Source organism: Vibrio sp. OPT24, from assembly GCF_015163545.1.
GTDB classification, from domain to species: Bacteria; Pseudomonadota; Gammaproteobacteria; order Enterobacterales; family Vibrionaceae; genus Vibrio; species Vibrio cyclitrophicus.
In genome coordinates, this window is sequence record NZ_JADDYI010000004.1 from 1 (window position 1) to 19639 (window position 19639).

A 19639-nucleotide genomic window follows, 5' to 3' on the forward strand; every position below is an offset into this window, starting at 1 on the left:
GCAACGCGTGGCATTTTTACTATGCGTTGGTTTATGTGTTTAAGGTATTATGCGGAGGCCAAGGTATTGCTTTGCTCACACCTTAGCAAGGCGTTATACAACCACACACAAATTTCCTCATATGAGATATCCCCAATAGAAAAATATGCAATCCAATGTACAATAAGCCCCAGTAATTCATCAGGTTATAGGTTGTACAATGGATAAGCAGTTAGCGAAAGAGATCATGATGTCGATCGGTCATGAGTATGAATATGAAGTTTATGATGGCGGTTCTGAAATCCAGATTTATTTTGACCGAACAAAACATGGTATAGCATATCAAATAAAGGATTCTACGCATCCAAAAGCCAGAGAAGGGAATTGGCTTCAGGTACATCAGTGGGAAGACGAAATTAATGATTATGGTCCAGCTTTACATTCATTGCGGACCATGGGTGATGTTATTGCTTTCACACAAACACTTATTACCTTTGCAAGCATAAAATCCAAACGTCAGTAGCTGCATAACAAACTGTTCAAGAGTGATTCGCAACGCGTGGCATTTTTACTATGCGTTGTGTTTAGTGTCTAAGGTGGTATGCGGTAGCTTCGGTATTGCGTTGCTCACACCTTAACAGGGCGTTAGTTGTTTTATGAGGAGTTTTTAATGCGGTGGATATCTGCTTATAGCCATTTGTTTAATATCTTAGATAAGTCAGGGACACCTGCATATCATAGCGGCTCTGCGTTTATTAAGGTTGTTCAACAATTTGATCGCGGTTTACCGGGGTATTCACTCTATATAGAAGAAAGAAACCGATTAAATCAAAGTACTACGCGCCGAGACTTTTACTGGGATATTCTGCAAAATTTGGATGAATCGATACGATTTGAAGTATTTCGTGCCTTTATTGATATTGTTGAGCCTCATTTTCCAACGGAAGCCCAAGATCTCCGAGCGTATATGTTTGGGTATGGTAATCCTGTTCCCAAAGCGAGCATTCCGAATCATCAATGGAGCTCTGATAAACTCAACTCAACGTTGTCAAAAATCGATAATGCAATTGATACGTCGAACTACAATAATGCAATGACTTTGGCTTATACATGCTTAGAGGGTCTGTATAAATCGTATGTGAAAAAGCATATTCCAACTAGCGACCATATCACGGACTTAATGCCACTTTCTAAATTGGTTCGTACAGATATCGATTCAAAACTGTCTGTCACTGGTAGTTATCCTGCGCAAATGGTTACAAGTATTTCAACACTTACAAGTGCTATAGCAAACTCGAGAAATAGTTTTAGTGATTCACATTTCGACAACGATGCGAATAAGTGGTTAGCAATTTACAGTCGAGATCTAGTTAACTCTATTGGTCGTTTGCTACTGCACTTTCTTTGAGCCAAACAACTAACAAATTGTTCAACTGGATTCCAAAACGCTTGGCAATTTTGTATCGATTTGCTTTTGTGATTAAGGTGGTCAAATCAGGTTTAGTGGCAACGTTTTGTCACTAGTTAACAAAGCGTTAGATGTTTTTATTAATAAAGGTACTCGATTAAATGTCGGAAGCTGATAAAAAAAGATTAATGGTAGTAGTCGGGGCTGGCGCATCCATTGAACTTGGAATGCCAAGTGTAAACGAAGTGGACAGATTATTTTGCCAATGGTCAAAAGAACGTTTTCCATTAGCTCATGATGGAGAGGGAAGTTTATATTCATATATAAGGGATGAAGTAAATCGCCACTATAGCTTAAATCCAAAGAATGGTTTGATTAAAACAACAAATTTTGAAGAAATATTATATGTCATACTCCAGTTAGCAGCCGTTTTGAGTGATGATAACTATGACCTTTCGATGAATGCTTTTTTTGGTTTGAAAAAGCTCCCAAAAATAAGGTCATTCCAAGGTGAAAAAAACGTAGATGGTAATGACTTAAGACAACTGAACTCACTCTTAGTTGATAAATTAACTGCTGAATTTAGAGAGAGATGTAAATTTGTAAAAGAAAACTGCCAAACTGATTTTGAACACTTTGGGAATTTCATTAATAATCTGAATGAAGATTTCGATGTTGCATTCATTACGCTTAATTATGACAATTTAATAACTCAAGTATGTCCTGATCTTTTTACTGGTTTCGATCAAACAACAGGTTCGTTCAATACATCTAGTGTTTATGCAAAAGATGGGCGGGGGTTGATATACCATCTTCATGGCTCTGTGCATTTTGATATGCAGGGTGATGATTCAGATATGCATGCAATAAAGTGGAATTATGATCTAAGCTCAACCTTTAGTGGAAATTCATCTGGTCGAAATACACAGGAGACCGCTGAAGGTATAAGCATGCCTACATCAGTTATTGTTGCTGGTTATGGAAAAACAAATCAAATTCAGAGGCTTCCATTTAGAACATATTATTCAAGAGTGGATGAAATAGCTGAAAAAGCAGATGCTATTTTGTTTTTAGGCTATGGGTTTAATGACTTTCACCTTAATAACTCATTCCATTCAATTAGAAATGGAAACGATAAAAAATCAGTTGTAGTTATCGATTGGGCTGATGACAACCAAGACCCAATGCAATTTAGGCATGATGAATGGTCTTATAATCTTTGTAAGTCAATTAAAGTAAGTGCGAGTGAAATGGCTACGCGACAATATAAACATGTTGCACCAGATATAGCTAAACTTAAAAGTAATAGAGAGTTTGAAGTTTCTAGTAATCCTAACTATCCACTTTCTGTTTGGTATTGTGGGTTTATAGAAGCATGTATGAATTACTCAAAAATCAAGTCCGAGTTATTAAACATCTAACAAGAAATTTAAGAGTGATTCACAACGCTTGGCGCTCTCACTTCAAGTAAGTTTAGTGTTTATAGCACAATGGTTTAGTTAAGGTGTTAGCGTTGTTCACACCTTAATTTGGCGTTAGGCAAACAGAGGAAATATGAACAGCAAAATTCAGAATCGAATAGAAAAGAATGAGATGATGCTTTCCAGTATCGTAAACACCTACTTTCTAGCTGATCAAAATCAGAAGTTGTTCGGCCAATTATTAGACAACCCCGATTTACTTGCTCGTTGGGATGGTTCGTACGCAGCCAGTGGAGCTAACAGTATTCGATTTTCTCTATATATGTACGTACTGTCAGAAATGCGAGCAATCTTGTTCGATACGCACAAGAAAGTAGCAAGCATTCATAATGTTTTTAAGAGCCTTGAAGACGAAAGCTTTTTAAATCAATTAAGAAAATGGTTTTGTGACACGAGCCAAAAGGAAATTCTATCATTTGACGGAGATTTATCTGAGGACACAAAAGACTACATCCGCGCAGAGGATAGCAAGTTGAAAGCAACTTGGTTTGATCAACTTCTTGAGCAGGCAACTACCAATTATGAAGTGCTGCTTACTTCTGAAATTGGTTCACGGGTAAATAATGCTAGAAATAAAATGATATCCCATAAAGAATTCCAATCTGCTGATGGTTCGGGGCGAAGAGTGTTTGAAGCCAATGACTTCGGTTTAGTTTACTCTGATGCAAAAGACATTATTGAAATGTCTCATGACATCATTTTTCCACTATATAGCCTATTTACTAAGTCTCACTTTGATAGTGAACACTCAATGAATCATCACAAAATTGTTGCCGAAGAGTTTTGGGCGAAATAGTTTGCCTAACAATAAATTTAAGAGTGATTCACAACGCTTGGCGGTTTCACTTCAGTCTAGTTTTGTGTTTATGGCACAATCCGTTAGGTAAGGTAGTGGCGTTGTTCACACCTTAATTTGGCGTTGTATTGTCATCATTTGATATTGCTTTGACTCGGTGAGTGTTAACCGTTTACATAGTTATTCTTGTACTCTTTTCCTGTTGTTAATCATGCCCATATTATACGAGCATTCTTTGCTGCTAGGGCGACAGCTGCTCGTTTATAGCCTCGTCGTTCAACGAGTTGATTTAACCAAATACTGTTGCGATCGGTTTTCTCTTTACATTGTGCAATAACAGTTCTTACGCCATGAATAAGTAGAGTGCGAATGTGTTTTTCGCCTCTTTTGCTAATGCGACCAAGATGGACATGACCACCTGTTGAGTATTGTCTTGGAACCAACTCTATCCAAGCGGCAAATTGGCGGCTAGAGCCAAATTGTTTGGCGTCATTTACGGTCTCGACACTGGCACTGTGTTCATCGACTCCTGGAATATCCATATCCATCAGGGCTTTGGCTGAAGCCATCTCAGGGACTAAACCAGAGACTCTGCGATCATAGTGCAGTATTTCTAGGTTAAGGTATTAAATCTTGTTCGATAGATCTTGAAGCAGTTCTCTCGCTCAAAGGTGTGCACCAGAGCAAGTCTCGATGCCAATGAGGCAGAGCGGTAACTTAGCGAATGTGTCTAAGATTTTGTTTTTTTTAACAGTTTTGCGTAGGATGCACTTGCCATATGCATCAACGATGTGAATACTAAACGCATTCTTGTCGAGGTCACGTCAATAGTTTGAATGGTGGGTATAGTAACTTCTAGTTCTTAAGCGTGTACTAAATAAGTATGCCACACAGAGTGTCAGGTAGAAGGAGTCTATATCATTCGTTATATTTTTTATCGAGAATTATATGAAAAAATTATTGTTATCAACTATTGCTTTAATAATGGTCGCTGGTTGCCAGTCTACACCGGTTCAGAATGAAGAAACGACAATAGCTGATGTATTAAAAGCTTCAGTTAACGCAATTAACAAAATTGCACCACAAATGGTTGATAGTGAGACCCGAATTGATAGTTCGTATGCAGTTGAAAATAAGTTGGTGTATAAATACACCTTGATAAATTACAGCGTGGATGATTTCGATACTGAAAAAGTCCAAGAAATAATTACTAAGCAAGTAACCGGTTTTGTTTGTACTTCGCCAGGGATGGAATATTTTGTAGATAATGCTATCGATATTTCTTACCATTACTACGATAAAGATAGTAAATACATCACGGAAGCTAATGTAAAAACGGCTGACTGTTCAAAAATCTAACAAGTCACTCAAAAACGGAAAGATTACTGTTAGCTCTCGCTTGTGCTCGCACATTTTAGCCAACCGTATTTTTTCGCCTAGCTTAGCGCTATAAATGAGGCGGTGTAATGGTTATTAAAGCGGTTAAAGCACAGTATCGATTACCGATGAAATATCAAAAAATCACGTCTTATGTTGGCTTTTTTGGTGTAATTTTGGGCATCTTCTTCTGTATTAAATCAAGCATACTGTTAACAGGTTGGTTTGGCGTTGATCTTAATTTACCGTTAAGCCAATTAGATGGTTCAGAGTATGGTGTTTATCAATTTCTAGGTTCACAGATCTTAGTGCTAGTATTGTCGGTGTATGCCGGTGTTGTATGTGTCGCGAGTGTTTTTTCTTTAGTAATGTGCCTTTTAGGCAAGTTTAGTTTACGTGAAGCAATTAGTTATACGTTGTTCTCTAAATTTCCTAAGGCATGGATGAATCCATACTCAAATTTATAACAAATCATTTAAGTAGATTCTCAACGCTTGGCATTTAAGGTTTAAATCAGCTTTAGGGATTACGGCACAATTAAGCACCACATAAGTGTGGCAGATCCCCCCCTGTAGGGCGAATCCATGTCATTCGTTATGTTAATGGAGGTTAAAATGTCTTCTGTACCAAGAAATAAGGATGAATTGGAGCTAGCTATAAACTCGATATTTCCGAAACTCATGGCTGATTATCGTTCAACTCCAGAAAGGAAAGTTCGTACATTTGGAGTAGAGGGGAACGTCAAAGGTACAACCATTAGCGTTAGTGATACAGTGGCTTACTTGATTGGTTGGGGTAAGCTCGTTCTTAAATGGCATCACCAAAGATCTCAGCATCAACAGGTAGATTTCCCGGAAACTGGTTACAAATGGAACCAATTAGGCCCACTCGCCGAAAGCTTCCACGAGGAGTATCGTGATTGGAAATACGATGATTTACTCATTGAACTTGAGTCTACGGTTAACGAGATACTTTTACTCATTTCAAGCTTAAGTGACCATGATTTGTATGGTGTTGCGTGGTATGAACAATGGACTTTGGGGCGCATGATTCAGTTTAATACGTCATCACCTATGAAAAACATACGTACTAAAGTTCGGCGTTTCAACCGAGAATTCACATAACAAGTAGTAAAGCAGAACGTCAATGCTTGGTATTTTACGATACGTTGGGTTTTGTGTTTACAATGGTATGGTATGGTATGGTTAGGTTTAGGAGTATTGAAAATGTTTTTTTCTAGTTCATATCAACCCTTAGTTAATGGCACTCATTTGTGTGAAGAGTTGGCTAGGTTTTTATCCAAAAACAAAAGTAACTTTGAACAGAAACTAGTTCCAGATCTGTCTCACGTAGATCATATGGCTCACAATGTTAATGGTATTGAAGTTGTAAAGATTTCTTACGTGAGTTCCAATCAATATCAACTCGACTATTCATACGATTGGGAAGTCTATCGTGGTTGCTCTGACATGAATGACGCTGGTATCGAGCATGGAAGGGTACTGTTTGTCCTCAATGATAACGGTTCCATTGAAATTGATTTCCCTGAATATGAAGAGCGTGATACATGTGATGAATTTTAGTACTGACAAACGGTTTATAAGCACTTGTTAACATCGGAGTTTAGATGGAAAGTGAAAGATTAAAATTGGAACCTCCTTCCTTAAATTATATCGATGCTATGTATGGAGTCATTGAGGAATGTAAGCAAGATCTCTCCCAGTTTTTGCCTTGGGTTTCAGGCTTATTATCTAAACAAACTTTAGAAGATAACACTAAAGAAGCAATGGTGAATTTTGCCAGCTGTACTGGTGAATTTTGGTTTAATATCATTGAAAAGAAAACAGGGTTGTTTATCGGCGTTGTAGGTTTTATTGCCAGAGATAAATCCGTACCATATTTTGAAATTGGCTATTGGTTACAAACTTCAAAAACTGGTTTTGGCTACATAACTGAAGCTGTTGGTTTGGTTGAACAATACGCTTTTCATGACTTATTAGCACTACGATTAGAAATTAGAATGGCAGCGTCAAACCTTAAGAGTCAGGCTGTTGCAAAGCGTTGTGGTTATAAGGCTGAAGCAACACTAATTAACTCTAGGCGACTGCCGTCAGGTGAGATCGATAGCACGATGATTTATGCTAAAACGCGATGCTAACAAGCCATTTGATCAATCCAAGCAGACAGCCAACACGTGGTATTTTAAATTCCAAATTTGTTCAGAACTCACATTGAATTTCAAAACAAGGCGTTATATCGTTTTCTAAGTTCATCGTTTTAAAGGATTAGACATGATTAAGCTCAGACCAATGACCTCAAGTGAATATCCAGCTTATTGTGATTATTTTATTGATGATTACAGTCGTGAAATTGTTGAAAACTATGGTCATTCATTGGATAGGGCGATTGAATTGGCTAATCAGGATCTTCTTCGTAGTTTTCCAAATGGTTTAGAAACTAACGATCATGCGTTGTTGTGCGTTGAATCGGGTTCAGAATTGGTTGGTTATTTGTGGCATTCAATTAATGCAGCTGACAAATCCACGTTTATTTATGACTTCTTTATTTTTCCAAACTTCCGTAATAATGGTTACGGAAAATTGGCAATCTCTGTTCTTGAATCGCAATTGAAATCGGTTGGTATTGAACAGATAAAGCTGAGAGTCGCTTACCAAAATCAGAGAGCGTTAAAGCTGTATCAAGAAATTGGCTTTGCTATTTCTGGCTATAATATGTCAAAGAAAATAGTCACTTAACATTCTCGAGATAGCACACCCACCCAATTTGCGACCTTCGCCACTCTAGGCTACTTTTGGTTTACCGCGTTGAGTGGTAAGTTTGGACTTAATCGCATAGCAGAGAACGTGTTATGCAGCTATTAGGCTTACGGAGTAGGAATGGATATTTCCCTCAGACAGGCAAGTGAAAAAGATATTCCTTTTTTACTTTCACTGCGCGATAAAACGATGAACCAATATTTGGAAGATGTTGGTATATCAACAACTAACGAAGAGCATGAAAAGCGAATACGCTATGAATTTGCGCATGCGAAAATCGTTGAGTTGGACAATGAACCCATTGGATTATTCAAGGCTACCTACAATAAAGATCTTAACTACTGGCATTTGGTGCAAATTCAAATTGATCCCGAATACCAAGGTTTAAAGATTGGTAGGACGTTGATTAATGGATTGATCGAGAAAGCTGCAATAACGAGCTCTAAAATAGGTTTAAGTGTCATTAAAACCAATCCAGCTCAACAGTTGTATTTGCAGATGGGTTTTGTGATTGTGAAAAAAGCGGATGATGAGTACTTGATGGAGCTGCAAGCGTAACAAATACTTAAGTAGAACTGTCTCTTGAATAAGCATAGAGTCATTGACGCACCAGGTCTAAGTACAACAGTTGAACGATGGTCACGACAAAGAAACCAAGGGAATCAACATGAAACAACGAATATTCAGAAATATGCAGTTAGCTGTAAGTATTGGATCTGGTTTTGCGACCTATCAGTACTTTTTTATGACAGACGGTGCGTTTGATTTTTATGGGCCAATTGTGGTGTCTGCTTTTACGTTTGTAGTTAGCAGTATTGGTACCGTTCTAAAAGAAATAATCATGCGCAAAAAGGAGACTGCGTGAGAATAGTGGAAGCAAGTCGGTCTGATCTAGAGTATTTCTTCGAATATATAGGAGCGCTGCTTCTTGAAAATATGGTTTGGGTTCAACAGGAAACTTAGCAAGCTATATAGCCAAGCATCGTTTGAGTTAGCAACGCCTTTATATCGCAACAAGTGAATCGGAGGTTCAATGGACAAAGCAATCAAAACACATTTCGACGAGTATCCTGATGATGTTCGGGGCCGGCTTGAAGAGTTACGTTCATTAATCTTTGAGCTTTCCTCTGATTTGGGTTTAGGTGACGTCGAAGAGTCTCTGAAATGGGGTGAGCCGAGTTACAGCGTTAAGACAGGCAGCCCAATTCGAATCGACTGGAAATTGAAATCGCCAAACAACTATTTCTTGTTTTTTAACTGTCAAACAAAGCTAGTCGACACATTCAGAGAGTTACATGATGGTACGTTGGCATTTCAAGGTAATCGGTCAATCATCTTGAACCTAACTGAACCACTTCCAAAGGCGCCTATTAAGCAGTGCTTAGAGCTCGCCTTAACTTATCAGCAACGCAAACATCTACCGCTTCTTGGCGCGTAATTCTCACGCGCTGTCATGTGCTTAACTGAATGTGATTCGAATTTGAAAAGTACGCTTGCAACTGATTTACAAGGCTTGGCACTTCTCGTTTAATGCTAGGTTAGTGTTTAACGTCTTATGGTTTAGGTTAGTGGCGTTGCTCGGACCGTAAAGTGGTATATGAACAAGGACAGTTTATGAGTCAACAAGAAATCTTTATAGGGTTTATTGCTTATGGGCTTATCAGTAGCGTTATTGGATTTTTTACATTTTTTGTCATCAAAAACGCTAAGTTCAAACAAGCGTTGTGGACTTTCCAGAATGTTACTTTTGGTATTTTCTTAATTGGATATATCTATTCATCGGGTGGTGGAGGAGCAAAATTGTTGGTCTGGGTTCCATTGGTCACTTTAGTTTCCATTTACAATGTCCACTCTGTAAAATTTTGTAGTTCATGTGGAAAAACTAACACAAGAAAAAGCGGATTCTCGGCCATAAAATCATGTGGCGATTGTGGTAATACTTTATAGTGAAGCATCGACATAACAAGACGTTAGTGTCATCTTGAGTTTCAGCTTAAAAAGGAAGTGGTATGAATTTAGATAAAGCGAAGAAACGGATTGCTAAACAGGTTAAGAAAGGCGACAACGGCTACCCTAAAATTACGTTAGCGTACTTTGGCCCAACAAAAGAGGTTGCAACTCAAGTAGCCGTCCAATTTGTAATGGGCGAGGGAGACAGTGTTCAAGAAGAGCGTTTTTCTTGTGAAACTGAAATTAGAGATAATGAGCTCATTCAAACAACCTTACTCAAGGTAATCGAACGCGCTAATGTTAACTCAGTGATTGAAGTTGAAGGCGTAACTGTTCTCTAGCTTTCAATATCTAGTTTTTATTTTGAGTCTCGATCCTAAGGTGGCTCTATATTTCTGCTAGCTTGATTGGTTAGCCGATAAGGTATTTTGTGATTGAATTTAAAACAGTAGGTCTTTTTGTATTAACTGCGATAGCGGAAATCGTCGGCTGTTATTTACCTTACCTTTGGCTTAGGCAAGATAAGAGTATTCTGATTTTAATTCCGGCTGCAATTAGTCTTGCTGCGTTTGCTTGGTTACTCACTCTACATCCGACAGCGACAGGTCGGGTTTATGCGGCATATGGCGGTGTGTATATCTCGGTTGCATTGATATGGCTGTGGTTGGTTGATGGCGAAAAACCGACAACGTGGGATATGGTAGGTGGCTCAATCGCTCTACTTGGTATGGCGATTATCATGTTTGGTCCTCGAAACGCGTGATTCATGTATTGAGCGAATAGAAGAGGTTAAAGCCATGGAAAAGGTTGATTGGCATAAGAATAAAATTGACGACAGTACCGTTATTACAGATAGCTACAAAACGACTCAGAATGTTCGCCGATATTTCAAATCCCAATTTGGTGAGCAGTTTAAATTCAACCGTGATTTTATGCTTTGGATGAAAAGTGCGACTGGGTTGACAATGGGTGATGCCTTGAAAGAATGGGCTAAGCGACATCCAGACAGTTGAGTTTTATATAATGACAAAAATACCGCTGATCGAGTCAGCGGTATTTTTTATTGAGAGCATTGGTTTGAAGAGTCGCGTATAGCTTCTCTAGTTTGCAGAAACTAATTCGACACTTTGTATTTCACTAGCAACTTGCCAATCTCCACCTAACGCTTTATATACCGCAATCGTGGTGTTGATTATTTGAAGCTTTTCGGCCACTTGGCGCTCTCGTATCACTTTTGTTGCTTTGTGCGTCGAACAAAGGCAAATAATCGACTAGGCCCGCTTTATATAATGACTTCGCTTTGCTTACGGCGTTATCCACGGCGTCTGTTGCTTCATCTATGCGTTTGGGTTTCTAGATTAGTCACGGTCAAACGCAGTGAATGCGTAGTCTTGCTGTAGGTTTGCTTGATATTTACCACTTTCTATTTGTTCAACTGATACATTTGATTCACCTAGGTGTACGTTACGTACAAAGTGATGTTGATTCGTTGGTAACGTTGCTTTTAGCTCTTGATTGCTCATTGTATTTAGTGAAGAAGCAAACTCTTCAGCAGCGTTTTGTGCCTGTTTCTGAGTGGCAAAAACACCCACATTTAGATCGGCTTCACGATCAATTTGAACCCAAGAAGATGAAGCGAAAGAAGCTGAAGTAAATGCAATAGTTGCTGCAAGAGTAATAATGCGTTTCATAATGTAATCCTCAAATAATTTTATTTTCTTGAGGCGCTTAGCCTCGGTACAACGCTATTATTATGCAGAATTGAAGTGTGATAAATATCACATTCTTCTTTTCACTGATGTCAAAAATGCACGAATAAAGGCTTGGTTTTCCATTTTTGACCCAGGTGTGGTGACATTTTTAACGTTGGAGGTGTTTTTATACAGTTTGTGAAGCTTATAGAAACTATTAAATGAAGAGATCATCTAGTGACAATGCAGCTAAAGGTATAGCTACGTAATAATTTTATATTTTCGATTTTTTCTTTGAGAGGTTTATGTTTTTAGTGAAAGTGAAAGTGAAAGTGAAAGTGGCGGGTGTTTGATAGGTAAAAAAAGCAGCAATAAATTGCTGCTAGAATATTTCGTAGTTAATAAGTAACTTTCAAAGGCAGTGGGGAAAGTCAACGAGGTAAATAATATTTTAAATATAGTGATTTGTCTCGATAATAAATAACCATACATTGTGGTAATACTTGCATCAAGCTATCTTTAGATATAAAAAAGCCCACTATAAGTGGGCTTATTCTTGATTAATATTAGAACGAGTAGCGAAGTGCTAACGCTAAAATATCATCTTCACCGTCTACGTCGGTGATCTTGTATTCAGCAAGTGTTTTGAAGTTAGGAGTTAGGTTGTATTCACCACCTAGTGAGTAGTAATCAACTGTATCTACACCGTCTTTCTCTAGGTTGTTATAACCGATTAGAGCGTTAAGCTCTTTAGTTACCTGGTAAGTAATGACTGCTTCAATACCTTCGTAGTCAATATCGTTATCCGTACCATCTTTTTCCCAGTTCTCGCCATCGCTGAACACTACTGCAGCGTACAGATCTTCGTAGGTGTATGAAACTGCTGCCGTTAGAAGTTCAGAATCTGCGCCAGCAGCTGCACCTTCACCTTCGTTGTAACCTAGTGCTACTTTCATGCCAAACGGCAGTGCATAGTCTGCTGCAATGCCGTATGAAGAGGCATCTGTTGAAACTTGGTCATTCTCGCCTTGGTAGCTTACGTGTACATTAAGAGCATCGTAAGAACCCGTTGCTTTGAATACAGAATCTGAACGGCCAGTACCAAATAGATCAGCACTTACACCTGCAGCTTCGTTACCAAACTCTGGGAAGATATCTGTGTAATCAGACACTAGTGTTACTGCACCAAATTGGCGACCGTAGCTAACCGTCCAAAGCTCAGAACCCACACCTACGTAACCTTTACGTACGTCAAATTCGTCTTCGTTTTCGTTGCCGCTATTAGATTTAAATTGCAGCTCGTACAAACCGAATGCATATAAATCATCATTAATTTGAGATTTTCCGTCTAGGCCAACACGGATGTAGCTTTGGTCTCCATCGATATTTTTATCACTAGAAAAATAGTAAGCACCTTGAGCTCTACCGTGAATATTCAGTTCAGTTTCTGAATCAGAGTAAACTTGTGCTGCATTAACTGCAGAGCCAAAGATTGCGGCACCAATTGCCAGCGAAATGATTTTCTTGTCCATATTTTAATTACCACTACATTGTGTTTTAAGTCGAAGTAATTATCTATACACATGGATTATTTAAAAGTGAGTAATTATCAATTAACTATGGTAAATAATAAGCACAAGTATTTGGTATAAAATATTCTATCTTATTATTTTTCGATCTTTTATCAAAAATGATAGGAACTTGGTTATCTTTTTTCTCTTATTAATATAATTCCAGAGAGAAGGAAAGAGTAACCGAAGAATTCTAGTCCTTCTTCAACTAGTGTTTTTATATCTCTATTGTAGCCATCACCTAAAAAATCCATCCAGAAGCCTTTGTAGCCGGCAATGCGAGAAAATATAAAGAACATAAAGAAACCGATGACCCAGATAAGAAAACTATCTGTAGTGAAAAATCGGTTTGCTCCAGCAATGATGCTTTTTTGATTGGAAAGCAGTTTATAGAAGATTATTGCTGATATGACACTAGCGGGGACCTTCCAAAAGCCATGAAAAAAGAACAACTCAAACACTTGGTCAAGTTCTCTCGAAACGAGCAGTAACATGATCAGAGAATGAATTTTTAATATCGATGAAAAGGCATGACTCTCTCGCGCTTTGAAGTAACTGATTAGTGCAGTGCCTAGAAGGATAACAACCTGGCTGATCTCAAGTACAGAGCTCTCTTTGGTATGAGAGTCAAAGTGAATACTAATGTAAGCAACGACTAATGTGAGTACGAAGCTATGTAAAATAATGAACGTATCAAAAATGCGGTTGCCGCGTCGTTCGTCATAAATTGGGCTGATATATTGCATTATATGAATCCAGAAAGTGGTAAAACGATAGAGTAAAACGGGAGCCTTGTTACAAGTAGGTTTCCCAAATCGGCGTTGTACCAATTTCATTCTGTATTGAGTCGATAAACAGCTTGGCGAGAGGTTGTTGATTACGGTGTGAGTACATAGCAAATATATCGCTGTGAGTTGATAGTTGGTATTCAGGTAGAAGTTGTACAAGTCCTTGTTTTTCTAGTTCTTCCTGTAGCATGAATTGCCCAATAACAGCATAGCCAAGGCCGTCTTTCACTGCGTCCATGATGAGATCAGTTTCGTTTACCTTGTACTTGGCATTCATATTGAAGGTTTTGATTTCACCAGCTTGTTCGTCATCGACAATTCTAATCTTGTCCGATATGAAAGATTCACTTGAGTAAACCACCGCTGGTAGCTCTATCAACTTTTCCAGTGTTTGCGGATTACCGTGTCTTGCTAAGAAACCTTCTGAAGCAATGATGGCTAATTTATTGGTCGCAAGTTTGCGCACAATCATGTTCGACTCGCGAATTGGGCCGATGCGAAATACAACGTCGTAACCTTCACTGATCACGTCAACTTTATGATCAGAGAGTAAAACTTCTACCGTAATGTAGGGGTACTTGTGCATGAAGCTTTTGACGGCTTTTTTAAGGTATGTACGACCAAAGAACGACGAACTCGAGATCTTTAAATGACCCCGCGGCACAGCGTGAAAAGTGTCTGCAAGCTTTTTGGTCTCAGTCAGCAGCTCACGTATTTTCTTCGCCTGTTGGACCATCTCTTCGCCAGCATTGGTGAGTGATAGCGATCGGGTCGAGCGGTTGAGCAGTCTTAGCCCTAGGCTGTCTTCTAATTTTTTTATCTGTTTAGACAGTGCGGAACGGTCAATGTGGTTCCTATCGGCCGCCTTTGCAAAGGTGCCGTATTCAGATACGTCGAGCAGTAGTTCCAGTTGAGTAGCTAAGTCCATACTCAAACTCCTAGTAATATTTTTGCAATTAGATGTGATGAAGTGCGCATTCTACAAAACCTATTCGCAAAAATTATGGTTTTATTTGCACTTTACTAGTGTGTTTTGTGCACCAATATCGAGATACTTCGATAACTCTTCCGTTAGGCCATGAAAGTGTACAAAGAGTATGCAAATGTCCTCTAGTTAGACGTAATGGTTATTTTGTAGATGAAAATACAATAACGGTAATAGCTTGCTGGTAAAGAGGCTGAAAAGTGCGTTGAACCCGTGATAACACGGGTTCAACGATCAAGTCGGGTTTTCAATCGTGCAAATTAGGCATTACTAAATGTTTGAATTGGGGGCTTTTCTGCATCACCGCACCTTCTTAGAATAGCCGCCGCAAATAGGTGAGGTTATTTATGTATAAAAAAATGATTGCTGCTAGCGTGTTGTTAGCAGTGCTTAATGGGTGCAGTGGCGAAGAGGCAAAGGCCTTAGCACCATCGAAGGTTCTTCCTGAACTCGATATTGCACAAGTGGCGCAAGAGCCAGTACAACAGTGGTTTACTTACACCACACGCATAGAAGCGCCTAAAGAAGTGTCTTTAATGCCCCGAGTGTCGGGAATGATCGAGACGATTGAGTTTCAGGATGGACAACGAGTGGAAAAAGGCGATCTGTTAGTGACACTAGATGCTCGTCCATTTGCTGCTCGTGTTGAACAGCTTAAGGCTCAGAAGTCGAGTGCACTAGCCGCACTTTCTCAAGCCAAGAGTGAACTTAAGCGTGCGGACGAGTTGATTAAACGCAAAGCTATATCTGCAGAGCAGGCTGAAACGCGTTCTACAGCGGTGAAGCAACGTGCGGCGGAGCTGTCAGCGATTGTGGCTCAATTGAAATTAGCTCAACTAGACTTGGATTTTACACGTATCTATGCGCCCATCAGTGGCACAATTTCTCATGCTTTTATCACTGAAGGTAACAACGTTAATCCCAACCAGAGTGTGCTTACAGACATCGTCTCTAATGGAAAGGTATATGCGTACTTTAATGTGGATGAACGTACTTGGAACCGATACTTTTCTAGAACGACTGTAGAGTCTGAATTACCAGCTCGTCTTACTCTGTCTGGGCTATCTGATACATCGGTCACGGGGAGAGTTGACTTCGTTGATAACGCCATTGACATTAATACGGGTACGTTGACTGTGCGCGCCGTTTTCGATTCAAACAAACATCCTTTGTTGGTAGGTTCGTTTGGCCGTGTGCAAATCACAACCAGTGATGAGCAAGATGTTTTATTGGTTCCAGAGCGAGCAATAGGTACAGACCTAGAAAACCGTTTTGTTTTAACGATGAATGAAGCAAATGTCTTAGAATACCGACCTATAGAGCTGGGCGAGCGCTACGGTAAGTATCGAGCTGTTATTAGTGGCCTAGAGAGCAGTGATTACATTGCGGTAAATGGTCCAGCAAAGGTTGGGCCAAATACTGAGATTATTCCACGTCCTGTGGATCTTGATCTTTCAAGTACGCGATTGACATTGGCGAAGCTAGAAACGCAAGAGCAAAGTGTCTCTTCGATGCAAGGTCAATAGGAGTAGAGAATTATGAAATTTGCGCACTTCTTTATTCAGAGACCCATTTTCGCATCTATGCTTTCACTACTCATTCTTATTGCCGGTGGTATTTCTCTGTTTCAATTGCCGGTCAGTGAGTATCCTGAAGTAGTTCCTCCAACCGTAGTGGTGACAGCCAATTATCCAGGTGCCAACCCGAAAGTGATTGCTGAAACGGTTGCTACACCATTAGAGCAGGAGATCACCGGCACCGAGAATATGCTGTACATGTTTTCTCAAGCGACGAGTGACGGTCGTATGACACTAACGGTTACTTTTGCTCTAGGGACTGATCTGGATAAGGCTCAAGTACAGGTACAAAACCGTGTGAATAGTGCGCTTCCGCGTCTACCGCAAGCGGTTCAACGCCTAGGTGTTATCGCAGAGAAAGCGTCACCCGACTTAACGATGGTGGTTCATATCTACTCGCCAGATGAGAGTCGAGAAATCAGTTACCTGTCTAACTACACAAATCTCTACATCAAGGATGAAGTCGCAAGATTAGGTGGTGTGGGTGACGTGCGGCTATTCGGCGGCGGTGAATACTCGATGCGCCTCTGGCTTAACCCAGATGAACTCGCTTCTCGTAACCTAACCGCGATGGATGTGGTTAATGCTGTACGTGCCCAAAACCAGCAAGTTGCAGCAGGCTCGTTGGGTGCGCAACCTGCTAGTATCGATAACCAATTTCAGATTCTGTTAAATGTAAAAGGCCGTTTGGCAGACCTTGATGAATTTCGAGATATCGTAGTCAAAGTTGGCAAAAACGGTGGAATAACACGTCTTCGCGATGTCGCTGAGGTCGAGTTAGGTCAGAATACCTATGCGTTGAGAGCAATGCTGAATGGCAAACCTGCAGTGGCGATGCCGATTTTCCAGCGACCGGGTTCTAATGCAATTCAATTGTCTGATGATGTACGTTCTGTTATGGCGAATTTATCTGAGAAGTTTCCACAAGGTGTCTCTTATGAGATCGCGTATGACCCTACCGTCTTCGTACGAGAGTCTATTGATGCAGTCATTCACACGTTGTTGGAAGCGATCATTCTCGTTGTGATTGTGGTGATATTGTTTCTGCAAACATGGCGAGCATCAATCATACCGATTATTGCAGTCCCAGTGTCTTTGGTCGGGACATTTGCAGTCATGCAGTGGTTAGGCGTGTCTATTAATACCTTGTCTCTTTTTGGTTTAGTGCTCGCAATAGGCATTGTTGTCGATGATGCGATTGTGGTGGTTGAGAATGTTGAGCGGAATATTCATAACGGTCTCTCTCCATTGGATGCGACAAAACAGGCAATGTCGGAAGTTACAGGGCCAATCATCGCGATCGCTTTGGTCTTGTGTGCGGTATTTGTACCAACGACCTTTATTACTGGTTTATCTGGCCAGTTCTACAAACAGTTCGCATTGACGATTACGATCTCGACCATCATCTCTGCGTTCAACTCTTTGACGCTGTCGCCTGCGCTTTCTGCTCTTCTGCTTAAAGAGAAGGACGCCAAGCCAGATTGGTTGACACGTGTATTGGATACCATCTTTGGGCGTTTTTTATTTGCACCGTTCAATAGACTGTTTGATGCAAGCTCAAATCAATACCAAAGCTTGGTTAAAAAGCTCATTCGAATGAGTGCGATTGTTGTCGTGATCTACTTTGGTTTACTCGGTAGCACAGCGACCTTGTTTAACGCAGTGCCAGGAGGCTTCATCCCGCAGCAAGATAAACAATACTTGGTTGCAATAGCTCAATTACCTGATGCAGCGAGCTTAGACAGAACCGATGCAGTAATCCGTGAAATGGAGCAAATGGCGCTCGAAATTCCGGGGGTGGCGCAGACAATCTCTTTCCCTGGGCTTTCAGTGAATGGTTTCACTAACAGCCCAAATAGCGGCATTGTTTTTGTTAGTTTGGAGTCTTTTGATAAGCGTACGACGCCGGATCTCTATGCTAATGCTATTGTGGCTGAGCTCAATAAGCGTTTTTCTGCTATTGATGAAGCGTTTGTTGGGATTTTCCCACCCCCTCCAATTCAAGGCCTGGGCTCTACAGGTGGATTTAAATTGCAGATTGAAGACCGTTCGAATAAAGGATTCGAAGAGCTATTCAATCAGTTAAACCAAGTGATTCTGGAAGCGCGCTCTCGCCCTGAGCTCATAGGTTTGTATTCGACCTTTAGGGTTCAAGTTCCGCAAATGGAGATCAACATTGACCGCGAGCAGGCTATGTTACAAGGCATTCCGCTTGAGCAAGTGTTTGATGCATTACAGGTTTACCTTGGCTCTTTATATGTCAATGATTTCAATTTGTTTGGTCGCACTTATCAAGTGAACGCACAAGCGGACGCGAATTTTAGGGTCGATCCGAAACAGATTTTGAAATATGAAGTGAGAAACGCTCGCGGTGACATGGTGCCTTTAGGAGCTGTGCTGGAAGTCGTTCCATCAATTGGTCCAGACCGAGTGATGCACTACAACGGATACCCAAGTGCAGAGCTTAACGGTAGCCCAGCATTTGGTTACAGCTCTGACCAGGCTCAAAGTGCTATTGAAGAGGTACTGGCGCAAACCCTATCTGAAGGTATGGCTTATGAATGGACGGAGGTGACATACCAACAGATCATTGCGGGTAATACCATGGTCTATATCTTCCCATTGGTCGTGCTACTGGTGTTTATGGTTCTGGCGTCTCAGTATGAGAGTTTAACTTTGCCATTCTCTATTATTTTGATTGTGCCTATGACCATCTTATCGGCGTTGGCTGGGGTTTGGTATGTTGGGGGAGATAACAACATTTTCACTCAAATCGCCTTGATTGTGTTGGTAGCCTTGGCAAGTAAGAACGCGATCTTAATGGTTGAGTTTGCAAAAGAGCTAAAAGATCAGGGACAAAGCCCACTAGATGCTATTGTGGAGGCGTGTCGGTTGCGTTTACGTCCAATCTTAATGACTTCCATTGCTTTCACTGCGGGTGTTATTCCGTTAATGCTTGCCACAGGTGCTGGTGCAGAAATGCGTCAAGCGATGGGAACCGCGGTTTTCTATGGCATGCTTGGCGTAACCGTATTTGGGTTATTGTTAACGCCAGTCTTTTATATGTTGGTGAATAGAAAGCGGAATTGAATCTAATTCTAATTGAAGATTAGGCCTAAATTGAAAAGCCCTCTAACGTTTGTCGTAAGGGGCTTTGTTTTTGATATCTGTTGTCTGTCGAATAAAGGGGTTACCTTTCTCGGGAAAGCATACCATTAATAGTTTTCTGCGTTAGCTCACTGACTTGATTGATGTTTTT

At 40.2% G+C, this 19639-nt stretch carries 23 protein-coding genes and 2 pseudogenes; 19 read left to right on the forward strand and 6 right to left on the reverse strand.

The features are described 5' to 3' along the window. Positions 1-199 precede the first annotated feature (199 nt). The 4 genes from IQO02_RS01025 (at position 200) to IQO02_RS01045 (ending at position 3664) form a co-directional block, all read left to right on the forward strand. Entirely contained in the window at positions 200-502 is a 303-nt protein-coding gene (locus IQO02_RS01025) for a hypothetical protein (RefSeq protein WP_016795728.1), read from the forward strand. A 147-nt stretch (positions 503-649) separates the two neighbouring features. Next, positions 650-1387, forward strand: a complete 738-nt coding sequence (locus IQO02_RS01035) for a hypothetical protein (protein ID WP_016788690.1) — start codon at positions 650-652, stop codon at positions 1385-1387. A gap of 161 nt (positions 1388-1548) precedes the next feature. Continuing rightward, positions 1549-2808 carry an SIR2 family protein gene (locus IQO02_RS01040; RefSeq protein WP_016788689.1) on the forward strand — a complete coding sequence of 420 codons (1260 nt, stop codon included), beginning with the start codon at positions 1549-1551 and terminating at the stop codon, positions 2806-2808. A gap of 133 nt (positions 2809-2941) precedes the next feature. Further along, on the forward strand, positions 2942-3664 hold the full coding sequence (locus IQO02_RS01045; protein ID WP_016788688.1) for a hypothetical protein: 723 nt from the start codon (positions 2942-2944) through the stop codon (positions 3662-3664). Between the two features lie 209 nt (positions 3665-3873). On the opposite strand, the pseudogene IQO02_RS01050 reads toward IQO02_RS01045, so the two are convergent. After that, a pseudogene (locus IQO02_RS01050) lies at positions 3874-4329 on the reverse strand (transposase); the annotation flags it as partial. Positions 4330-4612: 283 nt separating this feature from the next. Here IQO02_RS01050 and IQO02_RS01055 point away from each other — a divergent pair. The 13 genes from IQO02_RS01055 to IQO02_RS01115 all read left to right on the forward strand — a co-directional run bounded on the left by IQO02_RS01055 (position 4613) and on the right by IQO02_RS01115 (position 10781). Further along, complete coding sequence (locus IQO02_RS01055; protein ID WP_010441004.1) at positions 4613-5023, forward strand: hypothetical protein; 411 nt, start codon at positions 4613-4615, stop codon at positions 5021-5023. Positions 5024-5130: 107 nt separating this feature from the next. Further along, entirely contained in the window at positions 5131-5508 is a 378-nt protein-coding gene (locus IQO02_RS01060) for a hypothetical protein (RefSeq protein ID WP_010441002.1), read from the forward strand. Between the two features lie 147 nt (positions 5509-5655). Continuing rightward, positions 5656-6165 (forward strand): ClbS/DfsB family four-helix bundle protein, encoded by a 510-nt coding sequence (locus tag IQO02_RS01065; protein WP_010441000.1) that lies wholly within the window; start codon positions 5656-5658, stop codon positions 6163-6165. Between the two features lie 102 nt (positions 6166-6267). Continuing rightward, entirely contained in the window at positions 6268-6624 is a 357-nt protein-coding gene (locus IQO02_RS01070; RefSeq protein WP_010440998.1) for a hypothetical protein, read from the forward strand. 44 nt (positions 6625-6668) lie between these two features. After that, the gene (locus tag IQO02_RS01075; protein WP_010440996.1) at positions 6669-7199 is read left to right on the forward strand and encodes a GNAT family N-acetyltransferase; all 531 of its coding nucleotides are present in this window, start codon (positions 6669-6671) and stop codon (positions 7197-7199) included. 133 nt (positions 7200-7332) lie between these two features. Next, positions 7333-7797 (forward strand): GNAT family N-acetyltransferase, encoded by a 465-nt coding sequence (locus IQO02_RS01080; protein ID WP_010440995.1) that lies wholly within the window; start codon positions 7333-7335, stop codon positions 7795-7797. 141 nt (positions 7798-7938) lie between these two features. Then, entirely contained in the window at positions 7939-8376 is a 438-nt protein-coding gene (locus tag IQO02_RS01085) for a GNAT family N-acetyltransferase (RefSeq protein WP_010440993.1), read from the forward strand. A 109-nt stretch (positions 8377-8485) separates the two neighbouring features. Further along, a complete protein-coding gene (locus IQO02_RS01090; RefSeq protein ID WP_010440990.1) occupies positions 8486-8683 on the forward strand; it encodes a hypothetical protein in 198 nt (65 codons plus the stop codon). Positions 8684-8851: 168 nt separating this feature from the next. Next, a complete protein-coding gene (locus IQO02_RS01095; RefSeq protein WP_010440988.1) occupies positions 8852-9256 on the forward strand; it encodes a DUF1801 domain-containing protein in 405 nt (134 codons plus the stop codon). 176 nt (positions 9257-9432) lie between these two features. Next, positions 9433-9765, forward strand: coding sequence for a hypothetical protein (locus tag IQO02_RS01100; RefSeq protein WP_010440986.1), 333 nt, complete (start codon positions 9433-9435; stop codon positions 9763-9765). A 62-nt stretch (positions 9766-9827) separates the two neighbouring features. After that, positions 9828-10109 carry a hypothetical protein gene (locus tag IQO02_RS01105; RefSeq protein ID WP_010440984.1) on the forward strand — a complete coding sequence of 94 codons (282 nt, stop codon included), beginning with the start codon at positions 9828-9830 and terminating at the stop codon, positions 10107-10109. 89 nt (positions 10110-10198) lie between these two features. After that, positions 10199-10531, forward strand: a complete 333-nt coding sequence (locus tag IQO02_RS01110; RefSeq protein ID WP_010440983.1) for a YnfA family protein — start codon at positions 10199-10201, stop codon at positions 10529-10531. A gap of 34 nt (positions 10532-10565) precedes the next feature. Next, positions 10566-10781: a DUF6434 domain-containing protein gene (locus IQO02_RS01115; protein ID WP_010440981.1), complete on the forward strand. Its 216-nt coding sequence runs from the start codon at positions 10566-10568 to the stop codon at positions 10779-10781. Between the two features lie 87 nt (positions 10782-10868). Here IQO02_RS01115 and IQO02_RS22530 read toward each other — a convergent pair. From IQO02_RS22530 to IQO02_RS01140, 5 genes and pseudogenes are all read right to left on the reverse strand, one after another. Beyond that, positions 10869-11115, reverse strand: a pseudogene (locus IQO02_RS22530) (hypothetical protein); the annotation flags it as partial. Between the two features lie 11 nt (positions 11116-11126). Continuing rightward, complete coding sequence (locus IQO02_RS01125; RefSeq protein ID WP_010440976.1) at positions 11127-11459, reverse strand: DUF3316 domain-containing protein; 333 nt, start codon at positions 11457-11459, stop codon at positions 11127-11129. 566 nt (positions 11460-12025) lie between these two features. After that, positions 12026-12991, reverse strand: a complete 966-nt coding sequence (locus IQO02_RS01130; protein ID WP_010440975.1) for a porin — start codon at positions 12989-12991, stop codon at positions 12026-12028. Between the two features lie 173 nt (positions 12992-13164). Next, complete coding sequence (locus IQO02_RS01135) at positions 13165-13776, reverse strand: hypothetical protein (protein WP_010440973.1); 612 nt, start codon at positions 13774-13776, stop codon at positions 13165-13167. A gap of 49 nt (positions 13777-13825) precedes the next feature. Then, positions 13826-14746: a LysR family transcriptional regulator gene (locus tag IQO02_RS01140; RefSeq protein ID WP_010440970.1), complete on the reverse strand. Its 921-nt coding sequence runs from the start codon at positions 14744-14746 to the stop codon at positions 13826-13828. Positions 14747-15150: 404 nt separating this feature from the next. Between IQO02_RS01140 and IQO02_RS01145 the strand changes: the two genes are divergently transcribed. Both IQO02_RS01145 and IQO02_RS01150 read left to right on the forward strand, forming a co-directional pair. Then, positions 15151-16329, forward strand: a complete 1179-nt coding sequence (locus IQO02_RS01145) for an efflux RND transporter periplasmic adaptor subunit (RefSeq protein ID WP_010440967.1) — start codon at positions 15151-15153, stop codon at positions 16327-16329. Between the two features lie 12 nt (positions 16330-16341). Beyond that, positions 16342-19470 carry an efflux RND transporter permease subunit gene (locus tag IQO02_RS01150; RefSeq protein WP_010440965.1) on the forward strand — a complete coding sequence of 1043 codons (3129 nt, stop codon included), beginning with the start codon at positions 16342-16344 and terminating at the stop codon, positions 19468-19470. The last annotated feature ends 169 nt before the right edge of the window (positions 19471-19639 follow it).